This is a genomic window from Massilia sp. S19_KUP03_FR1 (assembly GCF_036688685.1).
Lineage (GTDB): Bacteria > Pseudomonadota > Gammaproteobacteria > Burkholderiales > Burkholderiaceae_D > JALYUM01.
In genome coordinates, this window is sequence record NZ_JAQQPS010000017.1 from 48,360 (window position 1) to 67,310 (window position 18,951).

The 18,951-nt window shown below is 63.7% G+C and carries 10 protein-coding genes; 3 read left to right on the forward strand and 7 right to left on the reverse strand.

The window, feature by feature from the left end:
- The first annotated feature begins 98 nt into the window (after nucleotides 1–98).
- Entirely contained in the window at nucleotides 99–2,144 is a 2,046-nt protein-coding gene (locus tag V6M87_RS18760; RefSeq protein ID WP_332878177.1) for an acyltransferase family protein, read from the forward strand.
- Between the two features lie 18 nt (nucleotides 2,145–2,162).
- On the opposite strand, the gene V6M87_RS18765 is transcribed toward V6M87_RS18760, so the two are convergent.
- The 7 genes from V6M87_RS18765 to glnE form a co-directional block, all read right to left on the reverse strand.
- Nucleotides 2,163–2,285, reverse strand: coding sequence for a hypothetical protein (locus V6M87_RS18765; protein ID WP_332878178.1), 123 nt, complete (start codon nucleotides 2,283–2,285; stop codon nucleotides 2,163–2,165).
- 180 nt (nucleotides 2,286–2,465) lie between these two features.
- On the reverse strand, nucleotides 2,466–2,900 hold the full coding sequence (locus V6M87_RS18770; RefSeq protein WP_332878179.1) for a TonB-dependent receptor domain-containing protein: 435 nt from the start codon (nucleotides 2,898–2,900) through the stop codon (nucleotides 2,466–2,468).
- A 6-nt stretch (nucleotides 2,901–2,906) separates the two neighbouring features.
- Nucleotides 2,907–3,203, reverse strand: a complete 297-nt coding sequence (locus V6M87_RS18775) for a hypothetical protein (RefSeq protein WP_332878180.1) — start codon at nucleotides 3,201–3,203, stop codon at nucleotides 2,907–2,909.
- Nucleotides 3,204–3,583: 380 nt separating this feature from the next.
- On the reverse strand, nucleotides 3,584–4,168 hold the full coding sequence (locus V6M87_RS18780) for a TonB-dependent receptor plug domain-containing protein (protein ID WP_332878181.1): 585 nt from the start codon (nucleotides 4,166–4,168) through the stop codon (nucleotides 3,584–3,586).
- A gap of 291 nt (nucleotides 4,169–4,459) precedes the next feature.
- On the reverse strand, nucleotides 4,460–7,315 hold the full coding sequence (locus V6M87_RS18785; RefSeq protein ID WP_332878182.1) for a TonB-dependent receptor domain-containing protein: 2,856 nt from the start codon (nucleotides 7,313–7,315) through the stop codon (nucleotides 4,460–4,462).
- Nucleotides 7,316–7,872: 557 nt separating this feature from the next.
- The gene (locus tag V6M87_RS18790) at nucleotides 7,873–10,767 is read right to left on the reverse strand and encodes a TonB-dependent receptor domain-containing protein (RefSeq protein WP_332878183.1); all 2,895 of its coding nucleotides are present in this window, start codon (nucleotides 10,765–10,767) and stop codon (nucleotides 7,873–7,875) included.
- Between the two features lie 283 nt (nucleotides 10,768–11,050).
- The gene (glnE, locus tag V6M87_RS18795) at nucleotides 11,051–13,807 is read right to left on the reverse strand and encodes a bifunctional [glutamate--ammonia ligase]-adenylyl-L-tyrosine phosphorylase/[glutamate--ammonia-ligase] adenylyltransferase (RefSeq protein WP_332878184.1); all 2,757 of its coding nucleotides are present in this window, start codon (nucleotides 13,805–13,807) and stop codon (nucleotides 11,051–11,053) included.
- 163 nt (nucleotides 13,808–13,970) lie between these two features.
- On the opposite strand from glnE, the gene V6M87_RS18800 reads away from it, so the two are divergent.
- Nucleotides 13,971–18,152, forward strand: a complete 4,182-nt coding sequence (locus V6M87_RS18800; RefSeq protein ID WP_332878185.1) for a YhdP family protein — start codon at nucleotides 13,971–13,973, stop codon at nucleotides 18,150–18,152.
- A complete protein-coding gene (locus V6M87_RS18805; protein ID WP_442920616.1) occupies nucleotides 18,149–18,949 on the forward strand; it encodes a carbon-nitrogen hydrolase family protein in 801 nt (266 codons plus the stop codon). The genes V6M87_RS18800 and V6M87_RS18805 overlap by 4 nt, the downstream gene beginning before the upstream one ends.
- Nucleotides 18,950–18,951 lie beyond the last annotated feature (2 nt).

Genomic DNA, 18,951 nt, shown 5'->3' on the forward strand with positions numbered 1-18,951 from the left:
TTTTTTGAAACAACATTTAATTAATTATCGAATGTAAATTTGCGTTAAGAACAGACGCTCTGTATTATCCTTCGGAAAATTCCTAGGGACAATACTCCATGCGGCTACTCGCCAAGAGCGCAACAGACGCCCACGCCTACCGTCCTGACATCGACGGGCTGCGCGCACTGGCTGTCTGCGCCGTGCTCGTCTTTCACGCGTTTCCCGATGCATTGCCCGGCGGATTTGCCGGCGTCGACCTGTTTTTCGTCATCTCCGGCTATCTGATCACCGGCATCCTGGCGCAGGGCCATGCCGCCGGCAGCTTCAGCCTGGCCCGCTTCTATGCCAGGCGCGTGCGCCGCATCTTCCCGGCGCTGGCGCTGGTACTGACCGGCACCTACGCGCTCGGCTGGTTCGTCCTGACTGCCGACGAATACAAACAACTCGGCAAGCACATCTGGGCCGGCGCCGGTTTCCTGTCGAACTGGGTGCTGTGGCGCGAGGCCGGCTATTTCGATCACGCCGCCAACACAAAACCGTTGCTGCACCTCTGGTCGCTCGCCGTCGAGGAGCAGTTCTACCTGTTCTGGCCGCTGGTGCTGGGGCTGGCGATGCGCTGGCGCCGCGCTGCGGCCGTCTGTGCAATGCTGCTGGTCCTGTCGTTTGGCGCCAATGCCTGGATGATCCGCGCCGATGCCGCGGCCACGTTTTTCCTGCCCCAGACCCGGTTTTGGGAAATGCTCGCCGGCGCACTGCTGGCGCTGGTACCACGCGCGCGGCCGACAGCAGGGCGCCAGGCCGACCTTCTGTCAGTGGCCGGGCTGGCGCTATGCAGCGTGGCATTCTTGCTGCTGCGAGCGGAATACGCTTTCCCCGGCTGGTGGGCGCTGGTGCCCGTGCTCGGCGCCTGCGCGCTGATCGGCGCCGGTCCGCAGGGCTGGGTCAACCGGACCATCCTGGCCCACCCGTGCGCGGTCTGGATCGGCAGCATCAGCTATCCGCTTTACCTGTGGCACTGGCCACTGCTGTCGTACACCTTCATCGTGGCGGGCGAACAGCCAGTGCCGGCGTGGGTGCGCCTGGCCCTGCTGGCAGCGAGTGTCGTGCTGGCCTGGCTGACCACCCATTTGCTGGAGGCGCGCTTCCGGTTTGGCCCGGCGCACGTGGCGAAGGTGATGGTGCCGTGCCTGGCCATGCTGGCGATCGGCTTCGTCGGCAACCGCGTCTACGAGCGCGACGGTTTTAAATTTCGCAAAGGCCATGACGCCCATGCCGACGTCGCCACCGCCAGCGTGGGCGAGGGGCGTGCGTTCGTCCGCAGCGATTGCGGCATCGCCGACAGCCGCCTGGTGCCGTATTGCGCCACCGATCGCCGCGCTGCATCGCGCTTTGCGATCTGGGGCGACAGCAAGGCCGATGCACTGTATTGGGGGCTGGTGCGCCGTTCGGCGCCGGGCCAGAGCTGGACCATGCTGGGCCGCTCAAGCTGCGCGCCGCTCGCCGGCGTGGAACGGACCAGCATCTATGCCGGCGACCGTCCGGCGGACTGTGCTGCGGCCAACCGCCAGATCCTGCAGGCGTTGCTGGCCAATCCCGCCATCGACACGGTCGTGCTCAGTTTTTCGGTGCGCGCCACGATCGGTCCAAGCTTTGCGTACAGCGGCGCCGGGCCGCAGGGGGACCATACGGCGCTGGTGCTCGAAGGCCTCGACCGCGCCGTGACAGCGCTCGAGGGCGCTGGCAAGCGGGTCGCTGTCGTGCTCGACAATCCGACCCTGCCCGATCCGCGCCGCTGCATGGAGCGCGCGGTGATGGCATGGCCGGGCGTGCGCAGCGCGCTGGCGCTGCGCGACGGTGCCGCCGCGCGCTGCGACCTGGCGTACGGTCAGCACCTGGCACAGCACCAGGTGTTTGTTGCCATGGTCGACCGGCTGCAGCGCCGCCACGCCAGCCTGCTGGTCTACGACCCGGCGCAGGTCCTGTGCGACCTGGCGCGCAAGGTGTGCCCGATGACGCTGGCGGGTAAGTACCTGTACAGCTACGGCGACCACGTCTCGGACACGGGTAATGGCCGCATCGCCGACGCGCTGCTGCCGCTGCTGGTGCAGCAGGCTGTTGCGCAGGCAGAAAAAACTCTTCCCGTCGCGCGAGGGGAGGGTTGAGGCTGGAGCAGTTACTAGTTAAAACGTGTACGAAGCGCGCACATAGTAGGTACGGCCCGGCACGTCGGTGTAACGTGGGTCGTAGCCAGCCTGGAAGGTCTGGGCCTGGTACGCGTACTTGTGCACCCAGGTGCTGTTCATGCCGAAGTTGAATATGCCGTAGGCCGGCTTCCGATAACGATAGGTGGCCTACAGGTCGAAACCGTTCGTGATCACGTTACCGTTCTTCCAAACTTATGCAAATTTAACCGTAGTTAAGCTTTCTTGCCGTTGGATTCCTGCTTCGCCGAAACCAGTTTCATCTTGCGTTTGCACGCAAGATCAGCGCCGGTCCCTCCCCAGGCAATGCTTGATGAAATACAGGTCGGCGCCCAGCGTCAGGTTGTCGATCGGCTCGACCACCAGGCCGAAGGTTGCGTTCTTCGATTTCTCGGGCGACAGGTTCTTGTTACCGCCATACAGGGCCTGGAATTGCTGGTTGCAAGTCGACTTTGCGGTGGCGGCGCACAGGACCGGGTCGTCTTGCGTGGTGGTGTTCGTGTAGGTCTGGGCTGCATCGATTTCATACAGGGACGGGGCACGGAAACCGGTCGAATACGAACCGCGCAACAACACTTTCTTGGTCGGCTGGTAACGGAAGCTGACCTTCGGATTGAAGGTGTTGCCGAAGTCGCTATACTGGTCATCGCGGGCGTCCAGGGTGATGTCCAGTTCCTTCGTGACCGGCGAGTTCAGCTCGGCGAACAGCGCGTACACATTGCGTTAGCCGGCATTGTAGGTCTTCGGATCGATACCGGTACTTGCGTTGTTTTCATTGCAGGTCTGGTAATCCCAGCCGGCCACCACGCCTTGCAGGGACGTGACCAGGCGCTGCTGCGTATTGACGTTGTTGTCGGTGCGCGGACCGTTGGGCGTATCGCGCCATTTGACGCTGACGTTGCCCGGCGCGGCGCTGGCAGGGTAGCAGGGATTGGCGATCGTCGCGCCCGGCGTCGTGTCAGGAATCGTACTGGTCATGGCCAGCGCGCCATACGGCACCGGCGCGACGGTGGTGCGCACCGAGCTGCAGGTGAACAGGTACTCGACGCCCAGTTCATGGCCTTGCGGCAGCTTGAACGCACCCTTGAACAGGCCTCAATCGCGCTCGCTCTTCGGCACGTAGTCAACGTATGGCGAGATGGTGATATACCAAGCCGACTCGCCATTGGAAATGAGCAGCGGCTTCGAGGCGCAGCCGGCCAATGCGAGCGCAAAGTAGGTCGTACCGCCCTGGACGTAGTTGGCCGGGATGGTCGACGACGACAGCCCGCCCGGGTAGCGCGCGTTGTAGCTGCGCTCGGTACCGCTGACGCTGTTCTGGGTCTGGTAGTCCAGTACGCCGAACAGGTTGAAGCCGTCCTTATCCAGGTCGCCATAACCGAAGCCGAGGTTGGCATTTTTTATACGCCGACGCCCGCTTTGGGCGTGTCGCCGCCGATGGTGACGATGCCGCCGGTGAGGTCTTTACGGGTGATGACGTTGATCACGCCACCGACCGCATCGCTGCCGTACAGCGAGGAGGCGCCGTCACGCAGCACTTCGATGCGTTCGATCGCGGCGAAGGAAATCATGTTCAGGTCAGGCGCCGAGCTGTTGAGCGCATTATTCGCCAGGCGTCGCCCGTTGAGCAGGACCAGGGTCTTGTTCGCACCGATGCCGCGCAGGTCGGCGAACGAGGCGCCACCGGTGCTCGCGCCCACGGTCTGGCTGGTGCCCTGCGACGCCTGCGATGCCGAAATGCTGGACATGATCTGCTCGATGGTCGTAATGCCTTCCTTTTTCAGGTCGGACATTTTGAGCACGGTGACGGGCACCGAGGTCTCGCCATCGATGCGCTTGATGGCAGAGCCGGTGACGACCACGCGCTGCATGGTGGCGTCGTCGGTTTGCTGGGCGAATGCAGGCTGCGCGAGCAGGGTGGCGCCAATGGCGCCGGCCGAGAACATGCCGCGCACAGAGCGCGACAGGATGGTTTCTTTGAACATGGGATAACGCCAAACGGTGATGGAGGTTCGCGCTGCAGCAGGGCGGGTGCCAACATCAGACCATCCGGCGTCAAGCCCGGTCAATGCGTAGGCCTCACTTGAAACAATAGAAATGTTTAATCCATGTTGCATACAACATGAATTAAACCGGTGCAAGCGGCTTGCATTTTTTGTGAATTGACGCGAACTCGCACGACACATACATTCGGCAGGCCATGAAAAAGCCCGCCGGGCTTGCGCCGGGCGGGCAGGAGACGAGCGATTGTCAGCAGCCCGGACGGGCTGCGTCGATCAGAAAGCCTGGTTGTAACGAACGTAGACGAAGCGGTCGATCGGGAAGTTGGCGTCTACCGCCGACGACGATGCTGCGCCCAGCACGGTTGTGCGCGGGTTTTTGTCGAGGATGTTGTTGGCGCCGACCATCAGCTGACCTTTCCACGACGTTTTGTACGACACGCTCACGTCGTTGTAGACGCTGGCGCCGAGCTTGTTGAAACGCGAACCCCAGTTGGCCTGGCCGGTCGGGTTCGAGCATTCTACCGTTGCGCTGTAGCACTTGTCCTTCACGCCGCCGAAGTAACGCGCGGTCCAGGTGGCGCTCCAGTTGCCCAGGCTCCAGTCCAGCGACACGTTCGACTTGATGCGGTAGTAAGCCACGCCGTTTTCGTCGTATTCACCCACATAGCTGATGAAATCCGACTCGTTGTCGGCTTTCTGGCGGTACTTGGTCACGAAGGTCGTGTCCGAGCGCAGGCCGAACTGGCCGTAGCTGTTGCGCGCCAGGCGATAGTTGATGCCCAGGTCGACGCCTTCGGTTTCCAGCGCGCCAATGTTGGCGTTGCCGTGCGACAGGTTGACGATGGCGCCAGTCGCGTCACGACGGATCGAGCTGCAGAACGACGGGATACCCTGTACGTAGCAGTACTCGGCGGTCTGGGTTGCGGTGATGCCGGAGATCAGGTTATCGACCCGAATGTTGTACCAGTCGAGTGAGGTGGTCAGTCCGGTCACGAACGACGGGCTGTAAACCAGGCCGAAGGTCTTGGTTTTCGCGGTTTCAGGCTGCAGAGAAGCATTGCCTGCGCCGGAATTGAACGGGCTGGTACCTTGCGCGCCACCGGAATCGGTGATCGGACCGGTCTGGCTGACCTGGCGGAAACCAGGCGCGGCGCCAGCTGTGGTACAGCGCGCATCGACGCCGGCTGTAGCACGTTGGCCGTACACGCTGTCGCATGGGTCGGTGTAGGTGTCGAAGCTTTGCTGGCCACCACCGAAGGTGTCGCCGACGGCAGGAGCGCGGAAGCCTTCAGCATAGGTACCGCGGGCCAGCAGGTCGGAGAACGGCTTCCACATGAAGCTCGCCTTGCTGTTGGTGGTGCTGCCGAAGTTGCTGTAGTCCGAGTAGCGGGTAGCCAGATCGACGCTCAGCAGCTTGGCGAACGGTACGTCCTTGAGCAATGGAATATTGATCTCTGCGTAAGCTTCGCGCACGGTGTACTTGCCAACGGTTGGATTGCCGGCCAGCTCGGTCGAGTAGCCCGACTGTTCGAATTGACCCGGGGTATCGTAGCCGCGCACTTCACGGTGCTCGATGCCGCCAGCAATGCCGACCATGCCGGCAGGCAGCTGGAATACTTCGCCGCCGATGTTGGCGGTGGCGCTGTTGACCGTGCTGCCGTAGGTTGCCTGGCTGGTCGACATGACGTAGTTCAGCGCTTCATTGCTGGACGCGCCCGGGCCGCCGATGATGTTGAACGGCACGCATTCAGCCAGCGAGATCGGTGCGGCAGCTGTACCGCACTGCACCGCGCCGGCCGTGTTCATGAACGACGGACCGAGTGCGCGTTTCAGATTCAGCAGGTTCAGGTTGCCGGTACCGGTGACGTTGCCGCTGACCGAGCTGTGGTTGTAGCCGATGTCCCAGTTAAACGCGTGATTTTTGATATCGAAGTTGCCCGACAGGGTCGCGTCGACGTGCAGCGTTTTGTTTTCGTTCTCGGTCACGCGTGGACGCTCGACCGTGCGGCGATAGAAGAACAGGTCCTGGCCGAAACCGTTGTAGTAGCTGTTCTTGTCAACGTAGACAGGATACGACGACTGGCTTTCGCTGTTGAGCGGGTAGCCGGCGATCTGGGCAACGGATTTGCGCTGCGAGTACATCGCGGTGGTGGCCAGCTGCATGCCGTATGGCAGTTCGACGGTGCCCTTGGTGAACAGGGTATCGAGCTTGTTCGGCATCTGGAACATCATCTGGGACGCGCTGTTGAACTTGTCCGAGGAGTTGCTGCTGCTGTAGTTGTGATAGTTCGCCGGATTGCGCGGGTCTGCGCCAACGCCGGTGCCATCGCCGCCTTGATTGCCGGTATGGTTGATCACGCGGTCGAAGGTGCCGTCCAGGTCCTGCACGCGGCCGAATGGACCACCGCCCAGACCGTCGAGTGGGTGGTTCGGACCTTTTGGATACGCGGTGATGTTGCGATTGCTCGCCCAGACGGTACCTTGCTCGGTATGCGACAGGCCGAACATCAGCGAGGTTTTCTCGGAGTTGGCGCCGTAGCTGAGCGAGAAGTCCTTGTTGCGTCCGTCACCCTTGTCGTTCTGGCCTGTGTACAAGCTCAACTGGCCGCCTTCGAGGCGCTTTTTAAGGATGATGTTGACCACGCCGGAGATGGCGTCCGAGCCGTAGATCGACGAGGCGCCGTCTTTCAGTACTTCGATGCGTTCGATCATGGCCGACGGGATGGTCGACATGTCGGTATAGCCATTCACGGTCTGGGTCCAGCGTTTGCCGTCCACCAGGACCAGCAGGCGGTTCGAACCGAGGTTGCGCAGGCTGATGTACTGACCGCCGTTTTCACGGTTCGACGTCAGTGCGCCGCCGCGATCGAAGTCAGGCGTGCCGGCCGACGACAATTGGTTGAGGATATCGCCGACCGTGACCAGACCCGACTTCTGGATCTGTTCCTGCGTCATGACCTGGACCGGTTGCGCCGTTTCCAGGTCGACCTGGCGAATGCGCGAGCCGGTTACTTCGACGCGCTGCATCGGCGCTTCTGTCGTCTGAGCGTACGCGGCATGCATGCCGAGCGTCACGCCACCGAGGCAAATCAGGCGGATTGACCGCGACAAGATTGTTTCGTGGATCATTGTGCTACTCCAAGTTATTTTGACTTAATATTCGAAACGTTTCGTTCGAAGCATGCAATCAAAACACTTGCCTTAACAGTTGGTCAATGGCTGTCCCGCAATTTCGACCACATAAATGTTTCAATCATGTTACAAACAACACTTTAAATTTTTACAAAAAAGCACTTGCGTGGTGCATTCATATCGTTTATGCATACTTGCGGTGCGTATGAAGAAGGCAACCCGCCGGGCTTGCTGCTTTCTCACTGCGCCGACCTCTCGGTGAGCCCGTCGAGTGTCTGGGTCGCATAGCGAATTTGTTCCATCCATATTTTCTCACTGGCAGAAAAATTGTCTTTCCCGGATTGGATAGCTGCTATGTTGGTTTGTAAATTGCGCGCGCGGAAAAGAGCATTTCAGAAGCGCGAAGCGCGTCTGGGTGTTGTTCAGTCAGCACGGATGGTTGGCGCGTCATCGGCGCGACAAAGCGTGCCGACGTAAAAATGCCCGCCGGGCGGACCGGGCGGGCATCGTGACGGGCAGTTACCTGGGCTGGCCAGGTGACGCGGCGGTCTGGATCAGAACGCCTGGTTGTAGCGCACGTACACGAAGCGGTCGATTGGCAATTCGGCGTCGACCGACGACGACGACGAGGTGCCGCCGTTGGCGCTGGCCGCACCGTAGGCGATGCGTGGCTGCTTGTCCAACAGGTTGTTCGCGCCCACTGCCAGGGTACCTTTCCAGGCAAACTTGTAGCTGACGTTCAGGTCGGTGTAGACCGTGGCGCCAATTTTATTGGCGCCCGTGCCCCACGATGTTTTCGCGGTCGGGTCGCTGCACTCGACGGCCGGGATCACGGTCCAGCAACGGTCCTGCACGCCGCTGTAGTAGCGGTTGTTCAGGGTGGCGTTCCAGTTGCCCAGGCTCCAGTCGACAGCGACATTGCCCTTGACGCGGTTGTACAGGTATTCACCGGCGTAGTCGATCGGCGCGGCAATGTCGGTGCTCTTGACGGTGTAGGACTTCGTGTAGGTCGATTCCGAACGAATGCCGAACTTGCCGAAGGACGTGACCGGGATGCGATAGCTCAACGACAGGTCGATGCCCTTGGTGCCCAGCGAGCCCAGGTTCGTATTGCCGCGCGAGAGCTGGACGATCTGACCGGTGAGCGGGTCACGGGTCAGGTTGTTACAGAACGACTGCACGCCGCTGATGTAGCACTGGTCCAGCGTGTACTTGACCGTGACGGCGGTGATCCGGTTCTTGATGCGGATGTCGAAGTAGTCCAGGCCCATGGTCAGGCCGGTGACGTACGACGGGCTGTAGACCAGGCCGGCGGTGCGCGTGACAGCCGTTTCCGGGGTCAACGTACCGTTGCCGGCGCCGCCGTTGAATGGCGTCGGGGTCTGGGCGCCGGCCGCCGGTACCGGGGTGCCGGCCTGATTCTTCTGGCGGAAGCCGGCAGGAACGCCGGCGCGGGCGCAGTTGGCCGCCGTGGTGGCGTTGGCCTTGGCGTCGCCGTACAGGCTGTCGCAGACGTCGAGGTAGGTGTCGTACGACTGCGAACCGCCGCCGAAGGTGTCGCCCAACGATGGCGCGCGGAAGCCTTCTGCGTAGGTGCCGCGTACCAGCAAGTCCTTGATCGGCTTCCACATCAGGCTGAATTTGCTGTTGGTGGTGCTGCCAAAGTTGCTGTAGTCGGAATAACGGGTGGCTACGTTGGCGTTCAGCAATTCTGCGAACGGCAGGTTTTTCAGGAGCGGCACCTGCAGTTCCAGATAAGCTTCCTTGACCGAGTAATTGCCGATGGTGGTGTTGCCCGCCAGGTCGGTCGAATAGCCGGACTGCTCGAATTGGCCTGGACGGTCATAGCCGCGTACTTCACGGTGCTCGAGGCCGCCAGCGAAAGCCAGCTGACCGGCGGGCAGGGCGAATAGCTCGCCGCCGATATCTGCGGTGGCGCTGTTAATGGTCGAGCCGTAGGTGGCCTGGCCGTTCGACATCACATATTTCAGGGCTTCGGCGTTCGATGCTGACGGGCCGCCCAGGATGTTGAACGGGGTGCACTCGGTCAGGGCGACCGGCGCTGCGGCGCTGCCGCACTGGACGACGCCCTGCGCATTCAGGAACGATGGGCCAACGGCTTTTTTCAGGTTCAGCAGATTCAGGTTGCCGGTCGAATTGACGTTGCCGGAAATGGCGCTGTGGTTGTAGCCAACGCTCCAGTTCCATGGCATCTGGCGCAGGTTGAATTCGCCAGCGAGGGTCGCATCGATGTGCAGGGTGCGGTTTTCATTGTTCGTCACGCGCGGCACTTCGACGGTGCGGCGATAGAAGAACAGGTCCTGTGCAGCGGCGCCCACGGCGGCGGTGCCCAGCGGGTTGTAGTAGCTGTTCTTGTCGATGTACACCGGATAACGCGACTGGACCAGGCTGTTGACCGGGTAGCCAGCGATCTGGCGCAACGAATTGCGCTCCGAGTACATCGCGGTGGTGGTGAAGCGGGTATCCCACGGCAACTGCACTTCGCCCTTGGTGAACAGCGTCGTCAACTTGGTTGGCGACGTGTACATCATTTGCGAGGTCGAATTGAAGGTGTCGGCATCGACGCCGGTGTACGGGTGGTAGTTGGCGATGTTGCGCGCATCTGCGCCGGTGCCGGTGCCGTCGAAGCTGCCGGTGTGGTTCAGGTAGCGGTTGAAGCCGGTCGCGCCGGTCGTCGCGGCAGCGCCGGTGGCGCTGACCGCGGCGATGCGGCCCCATGGACCGGCGCCGAGGGCGGCCGCGTAGTGGTTCGGTCCCGAGGTGTAGGAAGTGATCTCGCGGTCCTTGGCCCAGACGGTGCCCTGGTCCGAGTGCGTCAGGCCGAACATCAGCGAGGTCTTCTCGCTACTGGTGCCGTAGGAGAGCGAGTAGTCCTTGGTCTTGCCGTCGCCCTTGTCGTTCTGGCCAACGTAGACGCTGGCGCTGCCGCCTTCCATCGATTTTTTCAGGATGATGTTGACCACGCCGGCGATCGCGTCGGAGCCGTAGATCGAGGAGGCGCCGTCTTTCAGCACTTCCAGGCGCTCGATCATCGAAGCCGGGACGGTCGACAGGTCGGTGTAGCCGGCCACGGTGGCGGTCCAGCGCTTGCCGTTGACCAGCACCAGCAGGCGGTTGGCGCCGAGGTTGCGCATATTGATGTACTGGCCGCCCTGCTCGCGGTTCGAGGTCAGGGTCGAGCCTTTGCTGAAGGCTGGCGTACCGGCCGCCGACAGGTTGTTGATGATGTCGCCAACGGTGACGAGACCGGTTTTCTGAATTTGTTCCTGGGTCATTACCTGCAGCGGCTGCGCGGTTTCCAGGTCGACCTGGCGAATGCGCGAACCGGTGACTTCAACGCGCTGAATGGCTTCCTGGGCTTGCGCGAAGTTACTCATGGCGCCGAGGGCGAGCGTAACGGCGACGGCGATCTTGGTACGTTGTTGCATGAATTCTCCGAGTTTTGGAATGATGCTTGCCGGCGGCAGCCGGCAATGTCAGGACGCGAATCAAAGGTAATTCTTGTCACACTCTTTACAATTCGTGACAATTTACCAGCGACAACACGCACCTATCAGACCATTCGGCGTTGCTATATGTCAATACGATGACAGTGACAATCCACCGAAATACAACAGATTAGTCATGCATAACGAATACAAAATGCTTTTTACATAAAAATTGATAGATTTGGATATAATTTGACGCGCCGTTTTACGGAAAGCCGCATGCTTATTGCGGGAAGATCTCACCCCACAGTTTCACCACATTGGCTGCGTGCATTTCCACCAGTCCCGGTGCCACGCGTGCATTGTCCTGGCCTTGCAGGCGCATCTGGTGCTGCAGGCGCCGCATGGTGCGGTAGGCGGTCGCCGCGTCGGCGGCGAGGGGGGCGTCGATCAGCCCCAGTTCGGCAAACCGCGTCAGCAGCGCGATATTGCCGACATTGGTGGTCAACTGCGGGTAAGTGGCGGCATGGCGCAGCACCAGGTACTGGGTGATGAACTCGACATCGATCATGCCGCCGGCGTCGTGCTTGAGATCGAACAGGGTAGTGTGGTTGACATGGGCGTCGCGCATGCGCCGGCGCATGGCGACCACCTCGGTTGCCAATGCCGTGCTGCGCGCGCTGCGGTCGATGCGCAGCACCTGCTCGCGAATCGCTTCGAACTGGGCGCCGATGGCCGCGTCACCCGCGCAAAAGCGGGCACGGGTCAGGGCCTGGTGTTCCCACAGCCAGGCCGAGCTGGTCTGGTAACGGGCAAACGCCCCCACCGACGACACCAGCATCCCGCTGGCGCCATCCGGGCGCAATGCCGTGTCGATGTCGAACAGGATACCCGCCGGGGTATGCGCGGTCATCCAGGTGATGAAGCGCTGGGCCAGCTTGGCGTAGTTGGCCGGTGCATCCTGGTCGTCGTCGTCGAACAGGAAGATCACGTCCAGGTCGGAGACGTAGCCCAGTTCCTTGCCGCCCAGCTTGCCGTACGCGATAACGGCGAAGCGCGGCACCTCGCGGTGGCGCGTGGCAATCGTGTTCCAGGCGGCCTGGATGGTGGCGGCGACGATGGCGTCGGCCAGCGCCGACAAATGGTCGGCCAGCCGTTCCACCGTCAATTCGCCCGCCAGGTCCAGCGCCAGCAGGCGGAACAAGGCGGCGTGGTGGGTTTCGCGCAGGATGTCGAGCTGGCGCTCGGTGTCGCCGGCGGCAGCGTCGAGTTCGACGGTCAGGGCCGCGCCCAGCGCCGGGAAGTCGGGCATGGCGCTGTTGCGGTCGTCCATCAGTTCGTCGAGCAGGATCGGGTGGCGCGTCAGGAAGGTCGCGGCCCAGCCACTGGCATGCATCATGCGGATCACCCGTTCCAGCGTGTGTGGGTATTCGGTCAGCAGCGCCAGGTAGGCGGAGCGGCGCGCAATGGCCTCGAAAAAATCGAGCAGGCGGCCCAGCGTGGCCGCCTGGCTGCCAATGTGCGCCTCGGCCGTCACGGTGGCGATCAGCGGCAGGGCCTGGTTGATCAGGCCGAGCAGGCGGGTGCGGCTGGCGTCGCCCAGCGACTGCAGGCGCGGCGCCTGCCAGGTCGAGACCAGGCGCGCGGCGCCTGCCTGCGGATCGTCGAAACCGAGCGCAGCGAGCCGTTCGGCGACGATGTCGCGGCTGTCGTGGTCGGCCCCGTCGGCCGCCACGTCCATGCTGGGCAGGTCGGCCGGGTCGGTATTGCCCTTGTCTGAGAACATCTGGTCGAACTGGCCGGCGACATAGGCGCGGGTGGCGTCGAGCGCGGCGAGCAGGGCGGCAGCGTCGGGCAAGCCCATCATCCGGGCCAGCACTTCTCGCTCGGCGGCGCCGGCCGGCACCGTGTGGGTCTGGGCGTCGTCGACATATTGCAGGCGGTGTTCCAGGTTGCGCAGGAAGCTGTAGGCGGCCAATAAACCGTCGACGGCGTCAGGTGGCATCAGGGCGCGCTCGCCCAGCAGGTGCAGGGTGGCGCGGGTCGAGCGCTCGCGCAGCGGGGCATCGCGGCCGCCACGGATCAGCTGAAACACCTGGGCCAGAAATTCGATTTCGCGGATGCCGCCGCGGCCCAGCTTGACGTTGTTGCTGCGGTCCGGGTGCAAGCGTTCCTGGCGCTCCACCTCGGCGCGCACCTGGGCATGCATGCCGCGAATCGCATCGATGACGCCAAAATCGAGGTAGCGGCGGAATACGAACGGGCGCACGATGGCCTCGAGCGCGGCGATGTCCTGCGCATCGCCGCTGACCGCGCGCGCCTTGACCCAGGCATAGCGCTCCCACTCGCGCCCCTGCACGATCAGGTATTCCTCGACCATGGCCAGGCTGGCCGCCAGCGGACCGGATGCCCCGTTCGGGCGCAGCGCCATGTCGACGCGGAACGTAAAACCGTCCTGCGTCACTTCGGACAGGGCGCCGATCAGTTTGCGTCCCAGGCGCACGAAAAACTCGTGATTGGACAGGCTTTTCTGGCCCGGGCCGGCCTGCGTGTCGCCTTGCTCTGGATAAACAAAGATCAGGTCGATGTCGGACGAGACATTCAGCTCGCCGCCGCCTTGCTTGCCCATGGCCAGCACCATCATGTGCTGGGGGCGGCCCGACTCTTCACCGATGGGCATGCCGTGTAGCGCCACCTGCTCGGCCATCAGGACGTTCAGGTGGCGCGTGATGGCAAAATCGGCGAAGCGGGTCATGGCGCTGACTACCTCGTCCAGGTCGGCACGGCCGGCCAGGTCGCGTTCTATCAGCGTGGCGATCAGGGCGTTGCGCAGGCGCCGCATCGGGCGTCCCATTGGCGTGCCTGGAGGCAAAGCCGCCGCCTCCAGCGCCAGCGCCGCGTCCAGGTCGAGCGTGGCCATCGAGTGCCGGGCCATGGCCGCGAGCTGGTCCGGCCGGGCGGGATCGGCCGCCAGCCAGCGCTGCTGGAAACGGGAGGCTGGCGGTGAAGCGGCGGCGGCGGTGGCAAAATCGGTGGTCATCGAGGCGTCCAGTGCGGTGGAAGTGTACGGTGCCAGTCGAGCGATGCGGTAAAATTGCACGCCATGCTGGCTGGTTCAGCGTGATGGTAAGGGGGCATTGCCGTCCAGGCAAGGGCGCCCGCAGACAACAACCCACACGACGAGCAACTGTATCAGCAAGCTGATGGACATCCCGGAGCAACCCGCGCAAGCTGCGCAACCTTCCCACCTGCATGTGCCCGCACCCATCGTGGCGCGCTGGAAACGTGTGCGTGCCTGCTACCGCTACGCCAACCTTGCCACGCACCACGTACTTGGCTTCGTCGTGAAGACCACGCTGTTCGTGTACTTCGCGTTTGCGGTGCTGCTGTTGGTGTTGCGTTATGTTGTGCTGCCGAACATCGATCTGTACAAACCGGAAATCGAACGCCTGGCCGGGCGCGCGCTCGGCAACCAGGTCACCATCGAGCGCCTGTATGCCGCCTGGGACGGCTTGCGTCCTTCCCTGTTTCTGGGCGATGTGACCTTGCGCGATGCCCAGGGCCGGCAAGTGCTGGCGCTGCCGTCGGTACAGGCGACCTTGTCGTGGTGGAGCGTGATGGCGCGCGAGGTGCGCTTCGAATCGCTTGCCATCATCCGGCCGCAGCTGGCCGCCCGGCGCGACGCCAGTGGCGCGCTGTTCATTGCCGGCGTGCGCATCGACCCGAATCAAAGCGGCGACGGCAGCGGCGCCGACTGGTTGCTGCGCCAGCGCGAAATCGTCATCCGTGAGGGGCGCGTGGTCTGGACCGATGCCCAGCGCGGCGCGGCGCCGCTGGCGCTCGACGGGGTGGCGCTGGTGTTGCAAAACAATTGGAACAGTCACCGCTTCGCCTTGCGCGCCACGCCGCCGCGCGCGCTGGCGCAACCGCTCGACGTGCGCGCCGCGTTCACCCATCCGCCGTTTGTGCGCCACCCGTCGAATGCGCGCTTGTGGCGCGGCGAAATGTATCTCGACCTGCGCGAGACCGACCTGGCTGCGTGGAAACCCTATCTCGATTACCCGTTTGCACTGACGCAGGGTAAAGGCTCGCTGCGCGCCTGGCTGACCCTCGACCAGGCCCGCCTGGCCGGCTTCACGGCCGACGTCGGCCTGGCCGGCGTCGCGGCGCAGCTGGCGCCACACCTGCCGCCGCTGGCGCTGGCGCGCATGAGCGGGCGCGTGGCCGTGCGCGAAGAACTGCATGGCGCCGGCACGGCCGGCAAGCCGACCTGGGGCGCTTACGGCCACGCCATCACGCTGACCAATTTTGCGCTGACCACCGGCGCCGGCCTGCAACTGCCGCCCACCACGCTGGCCGAAACCTTCGTGCCCGCGCGCGCCGGCAAGCTCGAGCAGGGCAGCCTGCGCGTCAGCACGCTCGAACTGGGCGCCGTGGCCGAGCTGGCCGCGCAACTGCCGCTGAGCGACTACCAGCGCACCCTGCTGGCCGATTTTGCGCCGCAGGGCACCGTCAACGATGTGGCGCTGGCGTGGCGCGGACGCTATCCGGCGGCGCAGGCAAGTTTCAAGGTCAAGGCCGCCGTGCAGGGCTTGCGCCTGACTGCGCAGCCGGCGCGTGCCGCCACGGCCGCCACGGCGACGGCGCCCGCGCGTGCAGCGCGCCCGGCCCTGGCCGGCGTCGACAACCTCAGCGGCGCCATCCAGGCCAGCGAGCAGGGCGGCAGCGTGGCCGTTGCCAGCGACAATCTGGTGCTGCACCTGGGCCCGTGGTTCGCCGAAGACGCGTTCCCGCTCGATGCGCTGGCAGTCAAGGCGCGCTGGTCATTCCCGCATAAAAAGCTGCAGGTCGATATCGACCAGGCCGAGGCGCGGCAGGGCAAACTCAAGGCGGCCCTGAGCGGGCGCCATGTGCTCTCGCTCGATCCGGCCCACCCGGGCGGCCCCGGCGTGACCGACCTGAAAGGCAGCGTGGACGGTTTCGAGATTGCCAGTATCGGCCGCTATCTGCCCTTGAAGACCAGTGAACACCTGCGCGACTGGCTCACCGGCGCGCTGGTCGGCGGCAGTGTCCACGACGTCAGGCTGCGCCTGCGCGGTGACCTGGCCCACTTCCCGTTTCGGGCCGACACGCCGGCCGAGCGCGCGCTGGGGGAATTCCACGTCGCCGGCCGCATCCAGAACGGCAAGCTGAACTATGCCCCGGCGCGCCACGCGCCGGATGGCAAGTCACCGCTGTGGCCGTTGGCCGAACAGATCAACGGCAGCATCGTGTTCGACCGCACGCGCATGGAAATCAATGCCGCCAGCGCGCGCACGGCCGGGGTGGCGCTGAGCAAGGTGCAAGCCGTGGTGCCGGACCTGGCCTCGCACGACATGCAGCTGGAAATCGACGGCGGCGCCAGCGGCGCCCTGCAGGAATTCTTGCGCTACATGCAAGCCAGTCCGGTGCTGGGGTGGATCGGCCACTTTACGGAAGACACCAAGGCGACCGGCAACGCCACGCTCGGCCTGTCCCTGCGTCTGCCGCTGGCGCGCCTGCACGAAGCCGGCGTCAACGGGGCCCTGCAACTGCAAGGCAACGAGATCGACCTGCTGCCCGATTTGCCGACCATGCACGCCACCCGCGGCACCATCGGCTTTACCGAGCATGGCGTGGCGCTGACCGGCCTGGGCGCCAGTTTCCTGGGCGGGCCGCTGGCTGTCTCTGGTGGCACCCAGCCGGACGGCGCAATCGTCATCAAGCTCGGTGGGACGCTGTCGTCCGACGGCATCCGCCAGGCGTATCCGGCGCCGGCCATGCAGCGCGTGGCCGACCACATCACGGGTAACACCCGCTACACCGGGCTGGTCGAGGTGCGCGAGCACCATGCCACGGTGACGGTCGATACCACGCTGGCCGGGCTCGGTCTGTCGTTCCCGGCGCCACTCGCCAAGCCGGCTGCCGATGCGCTGCCGCTGCACTTCGTGTTGACCGGCAAGGCCGCCACCGATGCCGGCGCCGCGCGTGACGAGATCAAGGTCAGCCTGGGCACGAATATGGCGGCCCGCTACGAGCGCGAACGGCCGCTGCGCGGCATGTGGACCGTCACGCGCGGCGGCATTGGCGTGAACGTGCCGGCGCCGGAGCCGCAAGAGGGCATGATGATCAACGTGAACATGAAGTCGCTCAACGTTGACCAGTGGCTGGCGCTGGGCGGCGCTATCGCTGACGCGCGCGAGGCTGCGCCGGCCATGGCCAGCGCCGGGCCCGGGATGGCGCAGTATTTCATTCCTTCCACCATCGCCGCACGCGCCACCGTGCTGGAACTGGGTGAGCGCAAGCTCAACGATGTGGTGGTCGGCGCGTCGCATCAACAGAATGTCTGGCAGGCGAACATCGATTCGCGCCAAGTCAGCGGGCACGTGTCGTGGAGCGAGTCGAGCGGCCAGGCCATGGGCAAGGTCACGGCGCGCCTGGCATCGCTGAACATTCCCGAGTCGACCGCGCTGGAGGTCAAAGACTTGCTGGAAAACGACAAATCAGCGGCGGCGAATATTCCGGCACTCGACATCGTGGCGGAAAATTTTGAGCTGTTCAACAAGCAATTCGGCCGCCTGGAACTGCAGGCCAGCAACGCCAAGGCGCTGGCCGGGCGCGAGTGGCGCATCGAGAAACTGGCGCTGAGCAACCCCGACGGGGCGCTCAATGCCAGCGGGCGCTGGGTCACGCGCGACGGCAAGAGCAACACCGGCATGAATTTCAAGCTGGATATTGTCGACGCCGGGCGCCTGCTCGATCGCCTGGGTTTTCCCGGTACTGTGCGGCGCGGCAAGGGTGAACTGAACGGCGACATCGGCTGGAGCGGCTTGCCGTATTCGCTCGATATCCCGTCGCTGTCCGGCCAAATCGAACTCAATGTTGCCAACGGCCAGTTTTTGAAGCAGGATCCGGGTGCCGCCAAATTGCTGGGAGTGCTGAGCTTGCAAGCCTTGCCGCGCCTGCTTAAACTCGACTTCCATGATGTGTTCTCGGATGGGCTGGCGTTTGACGGCATCACGGCCAACGCCGTCATCAACCGTGGCGTTGTCAAGACCAATAACCTGAACATGCACGGTATCGCGGCCACGGTGCTGATGGACGGCAGCGCCGATATTGCGAATGAATCGACCAATTTGCACGTGGTGGTGATCCCTGAATTCAACCTGGGGACCGGCCCGCTGATGTACGGCCTGGCAGTCAACCCGGTCATCGGCCTGGGCAGCTTCCTGGCGCAATGGTTCCTGAGGGCGCCGGTGATGAAGGCGCTCACGTACCAGATGATGGTGACCGGGCCGTGGAAGGCGCCGGTCATTACCAAGCTCGACGAAAAGCCGGAAGTGCCGGTCATGACAAGGGTGAAATGATGAATCGTGTCGCTGCAATCCAGATGGTGTCCACGCCCGACGTGGAAGAAAATATTGCCACCGCGCGCCGGCTGGTGGCCGACGCCGCCGTCGCTGGCGCGACGCTGGTGGTCCTGCCTGAATACTGGCCCATCATGGGCATGCGCGACACCGACAAGGTGATCCACGCCGAGCAGCCGGGCGCAGGTCCCATCCAGGATTTCATGGCCCAGGCCGCGGCAGAGCACGGCATCTGGCTGATCGGCGGCACCTTGCCGCTGGTGTCGATCGACGCTGCGAAAGTCATGAACACCACGCTGGTCTACAGCCCGGATGGCAACAGTGTCGGGCGCTACGATAAAATTCACCTGTTCGGCTTCCAGCAGGGCGCCGAATCGTACGATGAAGCGCGCACCATTGTGGCGGGTACCGAGGTTGGCAGTTTTGAGGCGCCGTTCGGGCGGGTTGGCCTGTCGGTCTGCTACGACCTGCGCTTCCCGGAACTGTTCCGCGCCATGGGCGAATGTGCGCTGATCGTGGTGCCTGCCGCGTTTACCTATGTTACCGGTCTGGCGCATTGGGAAGTGCTGCTGCGCGCGCGCGCCATCGAAAACCAGTGCTACGTGCTGGCCTCGGCCCAGGGCGGCACGCACGCCAGCGGCCGCCGCACCTACGGCCACAGCATGCTGATCGATCCGTGGGGCAAAGTGGTCGATGTGTTGGCCGACGGCGAGGGTATTGTCGGCGGCAATATCGACCAGGCTTTCCTCGACCAGGTGCGCGGCAATTTGCCGGCCCTGCGGCATCGACGCATGTAGAT